The following is a 13,996-nucleotide window of genomic DNA, read 5'->3' on the forward strand; positions in this document are numbered from 1 at the left end:
TCAGCATCAATGACCGGACACCGGAATCATAGAAATACTTCCTCAGACCGAAGCGGAAAGCTATGAACAGGACTAAGGTAGATTCAAAAAGTAGTTCACCTCAAGAAACTTTTTGGATCCTTTATCTTCATCTTTTTTCGACTTCAATTCCTTTAAAACGCCTGCTACTTTAATTTTACGTTCAGGTAATTTCTCTGAACCCTTAGCATGGGCAATCAAAAAAGTATCGGAAGACTTTTCATCTCTTATCTCGTACACATCGTAACGGTCGATGATGGGAACGGGAATAAAAGTTGTCACCTTGCCAGCCAGCATCGGTATCAATATATAGCCCTTAAAATCTGACTTGGATTCAATCATTTTAGGAATTCCGGTTATAATGGCATTTGAAGAAACAATTCCAATACCATTTGCTTCAGAGGCCAGCAATTCCTGAGCCTTATACTTGTGATAACTGGATTCTAAACTACGATCAAATTTCGAAAGAACCTCTACTTTAGCCGCTGAATCCAGATTTGAAATAGCCACTTCGAAGAAGAGTATCGTTTTTTGTCTGTTGTTAAATAATCCTCCAACTTTACTTAGTTCAGACTGGGTAATTATCCCGTCATCTGCACTGGAAAATAAATTGTAAAAACGGCCGCCATTATCTAAAGAAAGTATTGCTTCGTCAACGTTTGTATAAGGTTCAATTTGTTTCATACATTATTGTTTCTTGTTGTTATAGCTTATAAAGCTATTATTTTTTATGATCGTTTTGAATAATGTAAAAAAAAATTTAGGCTATGAAAGCACAATACTCAACAATAATGCAGCTATATACAAGCCTATTCCGTAGATCGCATGCGCTTTCAAACTCCTGATTCTGGCTGTGGTGGGATGGGGTGTTTTGGAAGCTGCAATACCAAAACCAAATGCTGGTTGCATCATAAACCAGGGTGCTATTGTGGTTAAAAGCCCGACGGTGATGGCAGGCCAGAAAGTTGGATGATAAGCCCATTCTATACCCCAGATCAATAAAAGTAAAAAGGCAAAAGAAATACCGATCAGGTAATGCGCAAGCCATCCAATAGCCTTTTCATTATTAATCGGAACTGTCTGTAAGATATTTTTATGGGAAAATATACCATTTTTAAAATGTCCGATCCAGCGTCCCAGGATTCTGTAATCTAAAGAAGGAATGTTAAAGAAGCGTTTGATCATTAAAGCATAGATATCCATAATCAAGGTGGCACCTATGCCAATGACCAGGGAAAAAGTAAGGAGTTCTAAATAGGTTTTCATCTGTATTATTTTAAATTAAAAGTTTCTGTGGACAGGGCCATATTGATGGCTGCACCGGCTTGTGAACCGGTTGAAACCGCAGTTGTAATAGAGCGGAAGGCTGAATTGTCGCCACAGGCGTATATTCCTGGAACGGAAGTCTGTTGATGACGATCCAATTTTAACAAATGTTGTTCTGTAAGTTCACAGCCCAGTTCTATCGGAATTCGGCAGTGTTGCTCAAAGGAAGGCCTGGCATAAAGGGCATCCAGAGGATATGTCGTCCCATCCTGCAGTATAATATCGCTCAGTTGACCATTATGCTGCAGTATAGATTTTATAGGCTGTTCCACAATAGGTATGTTGTTTTTCCCGAGCGACTGGCTTTGATCAGGACTGAATGAGGCTTTTCCATCTGTAAAAACGGAAAGCCGACTGGTAAGGTTAGATACCAGCTGTGCGTAATGAAAAGCCAGGTTTCCATTCCCAAGAATACCTGTTTTGTGCCCTTTAACTTCATAACCATGACAATAGGGGCAATGGAAAATGGATATTCCCCAACATTCAGCAAATCCCGGAATAGGGGGCATAATGTCTTTTAACCCCGTGGCAAACAGCACTTTCTTTGCGAAGAACACCGTTCCGGACCGCGTACTGAGTTCAAACAGACTAGACTTCTTCTGCATCTTTACGGCAACATCCTGATGGTAGGATACAGTTTTATAATTCAATACCTGTTTCTTAGCGAGATCAGAAATGTCTTTTGGTTTTTCGCCATCCTGTGTAATAAAATTATGTGAATGCGGCGTCTGCCTGTTGCAGGGCAACCCGCTGTCGATGATCAGTACATTTCTTAAAGAACGACCTAAAGCCATAGCGGCGGAAAGTCCGGAATAACTACCACCAACAATGATTACATCAAAAGTACGATTGGTACTTTCCTGATCAAATCGTGTAAAAGACATCAAAGTTCCGGAAATGGACAGGGCAGAGGATAATATGGTACTTTGTACAATGAATTTTCTTCGGGTAATCGCCTGAATTTTGCGTTCGGGGTTTGTCATAATTCTTAAATTTGATCCGACAAAATTATCCCGATTGGCTAAGCATCCTCAACACTTATGGGAGGGAAACTGGTACAAATCACAGATGATTTGTTATTGATGCTTATGCTTTCTCCGATATTGCAGGGGAGTTAGCCCGGTGAATTTCTTAAAAAAACGTCCGAAGTAAGAATCATCGGTAAAATTAAGCTCCGTAGCAATCATAGAAACGGTAGCATTGGTCTGCATCAAGCGTGATTTCGCTTCCTGTACCAATTGTTTTTGAATGGTATAGCTCGCGGAGAAACCCGTAACTTCTTTTACCATATCATTCAGGTGATGCGGATGTATGCACAATATTCCGGCGTATTCGGTTACCTGTTTCTTTTCTAAAAAATGCTGGTTAACGAGAAGCTGAAACTGTGCCACCAATTGCTCTTTTCGGGATAGGCCAAAGGGTTGCTCCACAGCCTTGCGGTTATAGATCCGTTCGGCTTCCAGCAGGATGATGTTAAGAAACATTCTGACCAGTAAGTCATCATTAAAAGTAGTCTTCTGACATTTTTCACTGTTGAGTTTCCAGAACAAGTGCTCCATCATCTGCGTTTCCCGATCATTTAGATCTATAAACGGTACTTTATCCAGCTGAAAGAATGGGAATTGGTTAAGTTTAATCTGATGTTTGATACAGAGTAGAAAATAATCCGCATCAAACATGCAAAGGATTCCTTTGAGGTCTTCGCTCCAGGATTCAATGGAATGGATCTGATTTTCGGGAATAAAATACATGCTTTGTGGACCAAACCGATATTTTTGATGCCCTATGATTTCTTCGACTTCTCCATCCGTCAAAAGAATAATACTATAAAATTTTCTGCGGGCCTGATGGCCGATATGCCGGCTGTGTAATTTCTGTAAATCCTCCAGGGCAATAATCTCCAAAAATCCATTTCCATGGGAATATTCCATGTGGTTACATTCTGCACAAAAAGAATAATGGGAATCCTGGAGGTAAAACTCCTTAAATTCCTGCACATCGTTTATTTCCTTGATTTTAGAAGAAGGGCTCATATTGTAGAATTTTATTTATACCATTTTACTGCTTTTTGCTCTTCTCGTTTCAGGAAGGCATCTTTTGCGTCGTTGTATTCGTTGCCATCTTTCCATTCCCGTGTGCTTAATTTTTCTTTCAACAGCTGGTATTCCGCTTTGACCTGAGGATGCACACGAAGATAGTCACGGAAGGCAATGTGACGTAGCCAGTGCGCTGAATCCAATGGCAATACATGGATATGCGCTAAACGGAGTGTGTGGTCATGTAACTCCTCAGGAATGATGTCTTCAGGTTTGATATGAATGGGTAATGATAAGCTTTTCGGGGAGCCTTTTAGCTTCACAAAAAATCTCCGATAAGGCATATCTATATTGTAGTTCTCATAATAGATATAATCCTTATCCATCAGCAATGGGGGAATGACATCCAGCTCTTCATTATGATGCAGGCCAACCAAAATATCAATTATGGGCTTAGCCGATAAACCCTCCACTGATGTACTGCCAATATGTTCGATCTGAGGTTTCAGAAAACCAATCTCTTTTTTGAGTTCTGTTTCAATTTCATTGAAGGCCTGTTTCCATGAGGGCCTATAGGGTTCAAATGTAATTTTCATCTGATTGCTTTATGTGTTGGTTAAATGCGTCGGCTAAGTATAAATAATTTGGTTCAGAAACTGCAAGTATAAAAAATCTTTATCAGCGTTTCCCTGGAGTCCAGTTCGCATCTAAAAGATAATGATTCAGAATTTTGATCATCCGGATAACCTGGGAGATCCAAATCTGGCGAGCAGCATGGCTGCCTGGCTATCTGCTTTAACATTGCTTTTGAATTTGTAGTCTACATATGTTTTTTCTATAAATATTCATACCATTACTTTGAGAAGTTTTTGTAGGTTAAATACCTCCAAAGCCACTCGACAGGACCATATTTAAAGTACTTTAACCAAAGATTACTGATCAGGAGTTGAAACACAATGATGAACAGCGACATCAATAGGGTCAGTGTCGGACTAACTTTTGAATAAAGCGCGAATCCAACCCCTGAAAATAGGAACAGGCATAAAATGGATTGCAGCAAATAATTTGTTGCGGCCATTCGTCCCAATGCGCTAAATGGCTTGAGGATCTTTTTCCAGTTTTCATTTCTTAATAGCAACAGGGCAGAACAGATGTAAAAAATGCCCAAAGTTGGCCCCGCGATATACGTTCCAACAACCTGCATGAAATTGTAGGAGAAGGTGGTTACTGGCTGATCGAGATAAAGGATACTGGCTACACAAATTGGCAGTCCGATAATCAGGGCGCCGATCTGAACATTACGAATAAAGGACTCATGTTCTTTTAAATTGTCAAAAATTTTTCTTACTCCGGCGTATGCCCCCAACAGGAACATGGCAAATATCTGAGGAACAATTGACAGGTACCCTAATCTGGTTTGCATTAAATCCTGGAGATTCTGTCGAAAAATGAGAGATAAATCTCCACTCTGATAGCGCTGTATTGCAGTTAGTGCCAGTTCTTTTTTAATATTAACCAGATCTGCATTTTCGGCGTAGAAAGCATTTTCAAACAGCAATCCTCCAATGATAAATAAGATTACGGGAATGATCAGCAGATAGAAAGCCCAGCTAAGCAACCGCTGTGGTTTCGAATTCCAGAAAAACATCAGGAGAAAACCAAGAAAACTGTAGAACAAAAGAACATCACCATACCAGATAAAGTAACCATGGATTAAACCGATGATGAGCAAAATGAACAATCGGCGGGAAAAAAGTTTTTTCGGCTGGCTTGTCTTTACCTGCGCCCCCTTCATAAAAATGGTAAATCCAAGTCCGAAGAGAAAAGAAAATACAGAAATGAATTTCCCTTCGCCAAAAAAATGGATCAGTTTGATACTCCATTGATCCAGATTTCCATCCCAGAAAGCAGATTGATCCATATATAATGCCGGGAATGAAAACAGGGCCATATTTACCACCAGAATACCCCATAAAGCCAGCCCCCGTATGATGTCAATTTCGTGTATTCTAGCTGTAGAATGCGTACTTAAAGGTTCAGATTTATTATTCATTATTTTATCGTGTTAGTTCATTTGATGAGGAATTAAACAACAAATTTAGCCTACACCTACAGCCCGAGATATCAGGTTTGTGACTGAACTGACCGAAAATGTTACTGAAGGAACCAATTGAGGCATTTAAGCGGTAAAAGTAAGCACGATCACCATTTGCTGAAAAACAGGACAATTATCAATATCTTTAAGTCTCAAAAAATATTAATCACACTTTGTCGTTCCTGAAGGATTATCCTCAATAGCAATAAAACCGGTCAAATACATTGAATAAGAAATTTATTAATGAGTTTTATATACCAGATACTGATTTTATCATCGGCGTGTCTATACTAGCTATATTGACACTTTTGTTCAGTTTGCTATTCACATGGAAGTTAATGATATGAGGAATACAATTCTGAAGATATACATCTTGATCTCCATATTGCTTTTAGCGAATATGAGTCTGTATTTCTTTTATAAAATAAGCCTGAGGGGATATTACAGCGATGTGATCTTATTCTGGTTCTGGTTTTTCGGGAGCATTACAATTGTCGTTATATTTTGGAAAAAGGTATTGGCTAAGCTGCTTCTGGCAATGATTGTACTTTCTTTAATATTGAGCATTTTACCAATGGCCATCCCATTTTTCGCCTTTATATTTTCTACCACGCCATTTGGATTGTGGTTAGATAAAAATTTGAACCAGCGGTACAGAGCCCAGATTGTCGGCTATAGTGTGATGGCACACCCCGTATTGCAGGTGATAGAAAAAAGGGGCGTTTTTGAAAAACAAGTATTTCAATGCGACGACAGTCAGTTACTGAACGACAATCCTGATGTAAAGATCCGTCAGGCAAAAGACATCATCTTTAATCACGAAACAGACACAACGCTAAGCCTTACTTTATTTTATGGAGGCCCAAATAAGAAATTAACTTTTAGTAAAGCGAGTGGCAACATTATTGAAGAAAATTAAAATACACCTGGAAACCAGGTGCATTTTAAGTCCTATTGGATAATCCGGGATTACACATTAACACCCTCCCTGGGATTTGGCTCGCCCTGACCTGTAGTGATCAGCTTAAATAAGCTGCTCTTGATATAGTGATTCCAGCTATCAAAGCAAAGATCATAACATTCATATGTCGGAACCAGGCCTCTATGTGTAAAGTGAACATGGGTTTGATTTTCCTTTTCTGAGAGCTCAAACTCAATTGTTGTACCGGTCCATTCCGTCTTATCTTCGGTGAAATTGAAATAATTATCCAGAACCAGCCAAACGACTTTTTTATCTGGTATCACTTCTATTAGCCTCATGGTACACTTATGAATATCCCTGAACTGATAGCTGAACTCATCATGAAGTTTTGCTGTACCTCCTTCAATATTTTCTGACCACCATCCACGTACATTAGTGATGGCATCGAATACTGCATTCGGGGTTTGATCCACCGAAAAGGTTGTGTTAAAATCTTGTGTTGTCATTTTGTTTGTTTTTTAGTTAGGTAATTTGCTATTTAATAAAGCCTCCAATTTTTTCAGTTTAGAAGCCCAGAATTCGTCGAAGTAGGAGAGCCAGGCTTGCAGCTCTTCAAAACCATCTTTTTTCAAGATACAATAGCGCTCCCGGCCGATGTCCCGGATGGAAATAAACCCGGCGTTGTGTAATATTTTTACATGCTTTGAAACGGCCGGACGACTCATTTCGAAGTGCTCTACCAGGCTATTAATGGTAAGGCTATCCTCTAAGAGTAGCATCAGCATCTTTCTTCTGCTGGGGTCTCCGATGACCTGAAAAGCATCAAGCGTTGATTGTTCCATGTTCTGCAGCATCTAAAAGGTTTTTTATTTTATCGAATTTCTCCAGCCAGCCGGTATATAGGCCATTGTAAAAATCAAGGTTTTCTTTTTTTGCGAAGCCGCTGTGCTCCAGAAAGACCTCTGTGCCTTTATCCGTTGGTTTCAATTCCCATATCACTATAGAATCAAGAGTGATTTTACCTTCGCCTGGGCCGCTCTTCCAGGAATAAGAAAGTCTGCTGAAGGGAACGATCTCCAATACTTTGCAATAGAAGATCCCGTCGAAGTTCAGACCCGGTATCGGATTTGTCCGGAATTGAAAGTCCTGCCCTATGATGGGTTGAAAATCATTCTTCATGAGCCATTGTTCCATGAGCTCTGGTTTAGTCAGGTATTCCCAAACCGTTTCCTGCGGATGAGAATAGAAAAATTGATGTCTAATAATCTTTGCCATAATAAGTAACTTTGAAGTTACTCAAATATATAGGTAACTTCTGGGTTACGCAAATGTTTTTTCAAATTTTATTTTTTCATCGATTCATTTAAAGATTTTGCTTAAATTCCCTTAAGAAATAGCTTCTTTACATTCATTATAGGAACAAAATGCTTTTACTATCGTAAATTAGCCGCGCCAAAACACTTAATCCCCTAAAAAATATGGCCATAAAGAAAGTATTGAAAGTCGGTTTAGATTCTGCCGCACCATTTCCCATGCATTCGGACTATAATTCTGGAAAATTTGAAGGATTTGAGGTAGATTTATTAAAAGAAATAGCTAAACACCTTGATTTTGAGATACACTATGAAGTTTCTTTATGGCAAACTATTCTGGAGAAGTTGTTTAAAGGTGAGTTAGACCTGATCTGTTCGGCAGTAACCGTTACTTCTTCGAGAAAACACATCCTCGAATTTACAGAGCCCTATCTACATTTCAGACTGTGCGCTGTAGTACCAACAAACGGCTTATTGGAGGAATTAAAAGATTTCAAAAATAAAACGATTGGAGTAAGAACGGCAACAGAAGCTGAAAAGCATGTTCACACCAAATTCCCTGACAACAACATGTTTCATGCGGAGACGAATAAAGAGCTGTACAGAAAACTTCAGGCCGGAAAAATTGACATGTTGATTGACGATTCGCCAATTGCTGGAGGTTTCCTACAGAATAACAGCAAGTTAAAGATTGGCATGTTTCTTCCGAATACTGATTCCCATTATGCCATTGCCATGAAGAAAGGGGACCTTGAACTGAGAAAACAGTTTAACGGAGCACTGAAAATGCTGAGGGAAAATGGAATCTACGATGCCATTTATGAAAAATGGTTCAGCGATATACAATTTTAAAATTACGGCTGCGCTTTAGAGCTTGGTAGCGCAATACTTACAGAAATTAGCATCCTGATCATGGCCTTCACGACCGCATCCAGGGCAAACCTGATGGTGAAAACCCTTATTTCTTGCTGCTGCAGCCATTTCAGTGGTAATGATTCCGGTAGGTACAGCAATAATGGCATAACCGATCAGCATCATAAATGAAGCGACAAATTTCCCCATCGGCGTAACAGGAGAGATGTCGCCATAACCCACAGTAGTGATGGTCACAATCGCCCAGTAAATACTCTCCGGAATACTGGAAAATCCATTTTCCCGGTTTTCTACCAGATACATTACAGAACCCAGAATCACCACCAGAGTGAGTACAGTGAGCATAAATATGCTGATTTTTCGCAGGCTCCCGCTTATTGCCACAGTTAGAAATTTCATTTCTGAAAGGAACCTTCCCAGCTTAAAAATTCTGAAAACACGCATCAGTCTCAAAGCCCTCAGCGCTAGTAAGGACTGACCTCCAACAAAGATAATACTCAAATAAGAGGGGATCAGAGCGAGTAAGTCCACGATCCCCAAAGGACTTTTAACATAATTGAGCGGATGTTTGATGACCACCAACCGTAAGATATATTCTATAGTGAACAAGCCTGTAAATGTCCATTCAATTATAGAAAATAAAGTTCCGAACCGCTGATGATAACTGTCTATACTATCTAGCATGACCACCAGAATGCTGGTAAAGATGGCAATCAGCAAACCGATATCAAAAGCTTTTCCGGCAAAGGTATTGGCTTCATAAATGATTTCATGGAGCTTTGCCCGCCAGTCTTTATACTTTTCGTTCTCCGTATTCATAATGGTTTACCCTAATGTGATCATTTTTTATAAAAGCCCTTTTAGCCGTGCCCATACATTTTCTGCCAGGATTTTCTGTCCTGCTACAGTCGGATGAATTCCATCTTTCTGATTCAGTTTAGGCACACCACCCACACCCTGAAGCAGGAAGGGGATCAATACCATATTGTTTTTCTTCGCCAATTCCGGAAAAATGGATTTGAATTCCTGTGCATAATCAGCCCCCATACTAGGCGGCATCTGCATTCCTGCAAGTACAAACCTCACTTTCGGATATTTCTTTTTCACTTTATCAGTGATTTCCTGAAGATTTTCTTTTGTTTGAGAAAGCGGAAGTCCCCGAAGCCCATCATTGGCCCCAAGCTCCAGCACCATAATATCAAAGGGCTGGTTCAGCAACCAATCGATCCTGGTTTTTCCCGCCGCTGAGGTTTCCCCGCTCAGTCCGGCATTTACCACTTTATAAGGCAATTTCAGAGAATCGATTTTATGTTGGATCAGGGCCGGAAAAGCTTCTGTAATGTCCAGACCATAACCAGCAGTAAGGCTGGTTCCAAAAAACAAGATTTTCTTTACTCCATCATCAGCTTTTTTTCCTGTGGCTTTCACTGAATCTGCTTTTTCCTTTTCCTGATCCGCATTTCCTTGTCCGCCGCTACAGGAAGACATTAAGGAAGCAAGGGAAAACAGCGTCGTTAATACGATAGAACTTACAAAATAATGACGTAACATATGTGCTTAATAAGGGTCTGAATATAGTCAATATTGCCGATAGCTTGTATATTTAGCAGATATTAAGGCATAAAATAATTACCTGACCCTAAAGAACTACGCCTGTGGAAAACATCCTTAACATTCGGAATGTAAGTAAGATTTACCAAAATGCCGGACATCAGCTTACGGTATTGGACAACATTAGTTTTTCTATTCAAAGAGGTTCTACTGTTTCCATTACCGGTCCTTCAGGAAGTGGAAAAACCACCTTATTAGGTCTTTGTGCCGGATTGGACCGTTCGAGTTCAGGAAGTGTGGAATTAAACCAGGTGGCACTGGATCATTTAACTGAAGACCAGAGGGCAGCTGTCAGAAACAAATACGTAGGATTTATCTTCCAGAATTTCCAGCTCTTGCCCACCTTAACGGCCTTGGAAAATGTGATGGTTCCATTGGAACTGCGGGGAGAGAAGAATATTAAAAGCCATGCCCTTGAATTATTGGACAAAGTTGGCCTGGCAGATCGCTCCGGACACTACCCGGTGCAACTTTCGGGAGGAGAACAACAGAGGGTATCTCTGGCAAGGGCATTTTCCAATAAACCAGATATCCTGTTTGCTGATGAGCCCACGGGTAATCTGGATGCTGAAACCAGCGATAAGGTGATAAAATTAATGTTTGACCTGAATCAGGAAGCCGGAACAACACTGGTTATTGTAACCCATGACCTGGACCTTGCGGCTAAAACCAACCGGATGATTAAATTAAAAGGCGGACTGATCATTTCGGATTTAGAATTGAGCCATGCCTGATCAGAAATTTAACATCAAAAGACCCGTAAATTATGCCTGGCTACTAAAAATGGCCTGGAGAGACAGTCGTAAAAACAGGTCCAGATTGTTTCTTTTTATCTCTTCCATTGTATTGGGAATAGCGGCACTGGTAGCCGTTTATTCATTCAGAGACAACCTTCAGAAGGATATCGACAATCAGGCAAAAGAACTGACCGGAGCAGATTTAGTAATTGAAAGTCGGAGGGAGCCTAAAGCAACGGTCACAGCCCTGCTGGACACCCTGGGGCAACAGCAATCCAGGGAAAGAAGTTTTGCTTCTATGATTTACTTCCTTAAGGGCAATGGAAGCCGCTTAATTCAGGTGAGGGCACTGGAAGGCAACTATCCTTTTTATGGCACTATAGAAACTAAACCTGTTCAGGCCGCAGGGAATTTTAAGTCCGGCAGGAATGCATTGGTAGATAAAACACTGATGTTACAGTTTAATGCGGTAGCTGGTGACTCTATCAAAATCGGCTCAGTTCATTTTAAAATCGCCGGAAGCCTGGAAAGTATTCCCGGACAAAGCGGGATCACCAGTACGGTGGCACCAGTGGTTTATATTCCCTTACAATACCTCAAACAAACCGGATTGGACCAGATTGGCAGCCGGATTCAATACCGTTATTTTTACAAATATGACCGTGTATCATCAGTAGAGCGGGACCTTAAACGACATCAACGGATTTTAGATAACGAAGGCCTGGACCATGAAACCGTGGCCAGCAAAAAAGCAAGCACCGGAAGAGCTTTTGGGAATCTGAATAAATTTCTGGCCTTATCCGGTTTCATCGCCCTTTTACTTGGTTGTGTTGGGGTAGGAAGTGCAATTCATGTTTATATTAAGGAAAAGCTGGGAACCATTGCCACCCTCAGGTGCCTTGGACTGAATGCAGGAGAGGCTTTTCTGATCTATCTGATCCAGATCGCCGTTATCGGGCTGATCGGGGCTGTCGCCGGAGCAATTCTAGGTACACTGGTTCAGTTTGCCTTACCGGCGGTATTGCAGGATTTTATCCCTATCGACATCAGCATGCAAATTTCCTGGATGGCAATTGCGCAGGGATTGGCCATCGGATTGATCATCTCCATTTTATTTGCGCTTCCATCATTACTTTCGGTAAGGAACATTTCGCCCTTAAATGCCATCAGGGCATCTTTTGAATCGGCTATCCCGAAACGGGATCCACTGAAATGGCTGGTTTACCTGATCATTATCCTTTTTGTATATGGATTCACTTACCTGCAAATGGATGGATGGCTGGAAGCCGTGTTATTTATGGCGGGAATTCTGATTGCCTTTCTTTTGCTTGTCGGGCTTTCCAAACTACTGATGCTGATTTTGAAAAAGTCCATTCCGGATTCTATGAGCTATTTATGGAGACAGGGCTTTGCAAACCTGCACCGTCCGAATAACCAGACTTTAATGCTGACCGTTTCCATTGGCTTATCTACCGTGTTTATTGTAACACTTTATCTCGTTCAGGGAGTTTTATTGAATAAAGTTTCTCTTTCTTCGGATTCATCACAGTCTAATATGGTGTTGTTTGACATTCAAACCAGTCAGAAGGAACAGATTGCGAACCTAACCAGACAGCACAATTTACCTGTTATGGGACAGGTGCCTATTGTAACGATGAGAATTGAGGAGATCAACGGAAAAACAGCTGCGCAGATGGATCAGGCCGACAGCCTGGACAATAAAAACAGCAGACCGGTCTCCCGGGCCTTCAAAGGTGAAATCAGGGCAACTTATCAATCTGCTTTGAGGCCTACAGAAGAGCTGGAAGAAGGAAAATGGACCGGTATAACTCCTCCCGGAGAAACCGTTAAGATTTCCCTGGAAAAGAACTATGCAGAAAGAATCCATGTAAAAGTAGGGGACAAAATTGTTTTCAATGTACAGGGATTGTTGTTACCTACCGAAATCGGTAGCCTGAGGACCGTAGACTGGAATACCATACAACCTAATTTTCGGGTAGTATTTCCAACAGGCGCATTGGAACAAGCTCCTCAGTTTTATGTACTGATGACTCATGTTCCGACAGACAAAGCCTCCGCTGATTTTCAGGGAGCAGTAGTCAGAAGCTTTCCCAACGTCTCAATAATTAATTTAGGTTTAGTTCTGCAAGTACTTAATGATCTGTTAAATAAGATTAATTTCGTCATACGTTTCATGGCGGGATTCAGTATGGCTACCGGATGGATAGTCTTGTTGTCTGCGGTAATGAGCAGCAAAGGGCAACGCCTGAGAGAAAGCGTTTTACTAAGAACACTTGGTGCGAACCGGAAACAAGTACTGACCATTACCGCATTGGAATACTTATTTTTAGGCGTACTGGCTACTGCAGCCGGGATTATCCTGGCACTTGCTGCCAGCTGGGCGGTAGCGGCGTTTAGCTTAAACAGTACTTTTGCCCCTGATATTTTACCTTTAATTGCATTTTTCGTCATCATTCCGGTATTGGTGATGATTACCGGTATTTATAGCAGCAGGAGCGTACTCAATCATCCTCCACTGGAAATATTAAGAAAGGAAGCATAGATGAATTTAACTGTTCTGGATTTTCTATACACTTTAATTCACCTGCTGATTATCGGCTTTAATCTGTTTGCATGGGCTTTTCCGGCTATCAGAAAGCTTCATTTGTATGGTGTCGCAGTTACCCTTGGCTGCTGGCTGATTCTGGGGATCTGGTATGGAATCGGTTATTGTCCGGTTACAGACTGGCAATGGCAGGTAAAAGAGCAGTTAGGGGAACAGAATTTACCGAATTCATTTGTTAAATATTATGCGGATAAACTTACCGGGACCTCAGTTAATTCAACGCTGATTGATGGGATTACCGCCGGATCTTTCCTCTTATCCATACTCATCTCTGTTTATCTGAATTTTTTCAGGAGGAGCTCAAAGCTAAGAACGAAGTCTAACTAAAGCCGGCAATCCAACTGTTACTCTGGTTTTTATAAAACCTGATTATCACGTTCCGGAGTTTAATGGCTAGAATCAAAGTACATTTAAACCGCATTTTTTGTATCTAAATTCC

16 protein-coding genes are annotated in these 13,996 nt (G+C 40.8%); 5 read left to right on the forward strand and 11 right to left on the reverse strand.

Translation table 11 applies throughout. The annotated features are described in order from the left end of the window. Window positions 1-72 precede the first annotated feature (72 nt). The 6 genes from BFS30_RS27595 to BFS30_RS23435 all read right to left on the reverse strand — a co-directional run bounded on the left by BFS30_RS27595 (window position 73) and on the right by BFS30_RS23435 (window position 5,433). Window positions 73-702, reverse strand: a complete 630-nt coding sequence (locus BFS30_RS27595; protein WP_083252209.1) for a hypothetical protein — start codon at window positions 700-702, stop codon at window positions 73-75. 81 nt (window positions 703-783) lie between these two features. Beyond that, window positions 784-1,284 carry a DUF2938 domain-containing protein gene (locus tag BFS30_RS23415; RefSeq protein ID WP_069381513.1) on the reverse strand — a complete coding sequence of 167 codons (501 nt, stop codon included), beginning with the start codon at window positions 1,282-1,284 and terminating at the stop codon, window positions 784-786. Between the two features lie 5 nt (window positions 1,285-1,289). Beyond that, window positions 1,290-2,327, reverse strand: a complete 1,038-nt coding sequence (locus tag BFS30_RS23420; protein WP_069381514.1) for an NAD(P)/FAD-dependent oxidoreductase — start codon at window positions 2,325-2,327, stop codon at window positions 1,290-1,292. A 93-nt stretch (window positions 2,328-2,420) separates the two neighbouring features. Further along, window positions 2,421-3,377 carry a helix-turn-helix domain-containing protein gene (locus BFS30_RS23425; protein ID WP_069381515.1) on the reverse strand — a complete coding sequence of 319 codons (957 nt, stop codon included), beginning with the start codon at window positions 3,375-3,377 and terminating at the stop codon, window positions 2,421-2,423. Between the two features lie 11 nt (window positions 3,378-3,388). Further along, window positions 3,389-3,976: a GrpB family protein gene (locus tag BFS30_RS23430; protein ID WP_069381516.1), complete on the reverse strand. Its 588-nt coding sequence runs from the start codon at window positions 3,974-3,976 to the stop codon at window positions 3,389-3,391. A 257-nt stretch (window positions 3,977-4,233) separates the two neighbouring features. Then, the gene (locus BFS30_RS23435; RefSeq protein WP_069381517.1) at window positions 4,234-5,433 is read right to left on the reverse strand and encodes a DUF418 domain-containing protein; all 1,200 of its coding nucleotides are present in this window, start codon (window positions 5,431-5,433) and stop codon (window positions 4,234-4,236) included. Window positions 5,434-5,818: 385 nt separating this feature from the next. Between BFS30_RS23435 and BFS30_RS23440 the strand changes: the two genes are divergently transcribed. After that, the gene (locus BFS30_RS23440) at window positions 5,819-6,394 is read left to right on the forward strand and encodes a hypothetical protein (RefSeq protein ID WP_069382629.1); all 576 of its coding nucleotides are present in this window, start codon (window positions 5,819-5,821) and stop codon (window positions 6,392-6,394) included. A gap of 50 nt (window positions 6,395-6,444) precedes the next feature. Here BFS30_RS23440 and BFS30_RS23445 read toward each other — a convergent pair whose 3' ends face one another. From BFS30_RS23445 to BFS30_RS23455, 3 genes are read right to left on the reverse strand one after another with little or no spacing between them, the layout of a single operon-like run. Further along, window positions 6,445-6,903, reverse strand: a complete 459-nt coding sequence (locus BFS30_RS23445) for an SRPBCC family protein (RefSeq protein WP_069381518.1) — start codon at window positions 6,901-6,903, stop codon at window positions 6,445-6,447. Between the two features lie 12 nt (window positions 6,904-6,915). Beyond that, the gene (locus BFS30_RS23450) at window positions 6,916-7,239 is read right to left on the reverse strand and encodes an ArsR/SmtB family transcription factor (RefSeq protein WP_069381519.1); all 324 of its coding nucleotides are present in this window, start codon (window positions 7,237-7,239) and stop codon (window positions 6,916-6,918) included. Beyond that, complete coding sequence (locus BFS30_RS23455; RefSeq protein ID WP_069381520.1) at window positions 7,220-7,672, reverse strand: SRPBCC family protein; 453 nt, start codon at window positions 7,670-7,672, stop codon at window positions 7,220-7,222. Before BFS30_RS23455 ends, BFS30_RS23450 begins: the two co-directional genes overlap by 20 nt. A gap of 203 nt (window positions 7,673-7,875) precedes the next feature. Here BFS30_RS23455 and BFS30_RS23460 point away from each other — a divergent pair, with 203 nt between their 5' ends. Further along, window positions 7,876-8,562: a substrate-binding periplasmic protein gene (locus BFS30_RS23460; protein ID WP_069381521.1), complete on the forward strand. Its 687-nt coding sequence runs from the start codon at window positions 7,876-7,878 to the stop codon at window positions 8,560-8,562. Window positions 8,563-8,577: 15 nt separating this feature from the next. On the opposite strand, the gene BFS30_RS23465 is transcribed toward BFS30_RS23460, so the two are convergent. Together BFS30_RS23465 and BFS30_RS23470 are read right to left on the reverse strand one after the other, a co-directional pair. Further along, window positions 8,578-9,402, reverse strand: a complete 825-nt coding sequence (locus BFS30_RS23465; protein ID WP_069381522.1) for an ion transporter — start codon at window positions 9,400-9,402, stop codon at window positions 8,578-8,580. Window positions 9,403-9,429: 27 nt separating this feature from the next. After that, a complete protein-coding gene (locus BFS30_RS23470; protein ID WP_069381523.1) occupies window positions 9,430-10,134 on the reverse strand; it encodes an arylesterase in 705 nt (234 codons plus the stop codon). 104 nt (window positions 10,135-10,238) lie between these two features. Between BFS30_RS23470 and BFS30_RS23475 the strand changes: the two genes are divergently transcribed. From BFS30_RS23475 to BFS30_RS23485, 3 genes are read left to right on the forward strand one after another with little or no spacing between them, the layout of a single operon-like run. Then, a complete protein-coding gene (locus BFS30_RS23475) occupies window positions 10,239-10,928 on the forward strand; it encodes an ABC transporter ATP-binding protein (RefSeq protein WP_069381524.1) in 690 nt (229 codons plus the stop codon). After that, window positions 10,921-13,494: an ABC transporter permease gene (locus BFS30_RS23480; RefSeq protein ID WP_069381525.1), complete on the forward strand. Its 2,574-nt coding sequence runs from the start codon at window positions 10,921-10,923 to the stop codon at window positions 13,492-13,494. Before BFS30_RS23475 ends, BFS30_RS23480 begins: the two co-directional genes overlap by 8 nt. Next, on the forward strand, window positions 13,495-13,884 hold the full coding sequence (locus BFS30_RS23485) for a DUF2784 domain-containing protein (protein ID WP_069381526.1): 390 nt from the start codon (window positions 13,495-13,497) through the stop codon (window positions 13,882-13,884). The last annotated feature ends 112 nt before the right edge of the window (window positions 13,885-13,996 follow it).

The organism is Pedobacter steynii, assembly GCF_001721645.1.
Classification (GTDB): domain Bacteria; phylum Bacteroidota; class Bacteroidia; order Sphingobacteriales; family Sphingobacteriaceae; genus Pedobacter; species Pedobacter steynii_A.

What these genes read in the sequence shown, in the direction of transcription:
- BFS30_RS23465 (WP_069381522.1), bottom strand. Translation starts at nt 9,402, where the DNA reads ATGAATACGGAGAACGAAAAGTATAAAGACTGGCGGGCAAAGCTCCAT.
- BFS30_RS23430 (WP_069381516.1), bottom strand. Translation starts at nt 3,976, where the DNA reads ATGAAAATTACATTTGAACCCTATAGGCCCTCATGGAAACAGGCCTTC.
- BFS30_RS23440 (WP_069382629.1), top strand. Translation starts at nt 5,819, where the DNA reads ATGAGGAATACAATTCTGAAGATATACATCTTGATCTCCATATTGCTT.
- BFS30_RS23415 (WP_069381513.1), bottom strand. Translation starts at nt 1,284, where the DNA reads ATGAAAACCTATTTAGAACTCCTTACTTTTTCCCTGGTCATTGGCATA.
- BFS30_RS23460 (WP_069381521.1), top strand. Translation starts at nt 7,876, where the DNA reads ATGGCCATAAAGAAAGTATTGAAAGTCGGTTTAGATTCTGCCGCACCA.
- BFS30_RS23445 (WP_069381518.1), bottom strand. Translation starts at nt 6,903, where the DNA reads ATGACAACACAAGATTTTAACACAACCTTTTCGGTGGATCAAACCCCG.
- BFS30_RS23420 (WP_069381514.1), bottom strand. Translation starts at nt 2,327, where the DNA reads ATGACAAACCCCGAACGCAAAATTCAGGCGATTACCCGAAGAAAATTC.
- BFS30_RS23480 (WP_069381525.1), top strand. Translation starts at nt 10,921, where the DNA reads ATGCCTGATCAGAAATTTAACATCAAAAGACCCGTAAATTATGCCTGG.
- BFS30_RS23450 (WP_069381519.1), bottom strand. Translation starts at nt 7,239, where the DNA reads ATGGAACAATCAACGCTTGATGCTTTTCAGGTCATCGGAGACCCCAGC.
- BFS30_RS23455 (WP_069381520.1), bottom strand. Translation starts at nt 7,672, where the DNA reads ATGGCAAAGATTATTAGACATCAATTTTTCTATTCTCATCCGCAGGAA.
- BFS30_RS27595 (WP_083252209.1), bottom strand. Translation starts at nt 702, where the DNA reads ATGAAACAAATTGAACCTTATACAAACGTTGACGAAGCAATACTTTCT.
- BFS30_RS23435 (WP_069381517.1), bottom strand. Translation starts at nt 5,433, where the DNA reads ATGAATAATAAATCTGAACCTTTAAGTACGCATTCTACAGCTAGAATA.
- BFS30_RS23470 (WP_069381523.1), bottom strand. Translation starts at nt 10,134, where the DNA reads ATGTTACGTCATTATTTTGTAAGTTCTATCGTATTAACGACGCTGTTT.
- BFS30_RS23425 (WP_069381515.1), bottom strand. Translation starts at nt 3,377, where the DNA reads ATGAGCCCTTCTTCTAAAATCAAGGAAATAAACGATGTGCAGGAATTT.
- BFS30_RS23485 (WP_069381526.1), top strand. Translation starts at nt 13,495, where the DNA reads ATGAATTTAACTGTTCTGGATTTTCTATACACTTTAATTCACCTGCTG.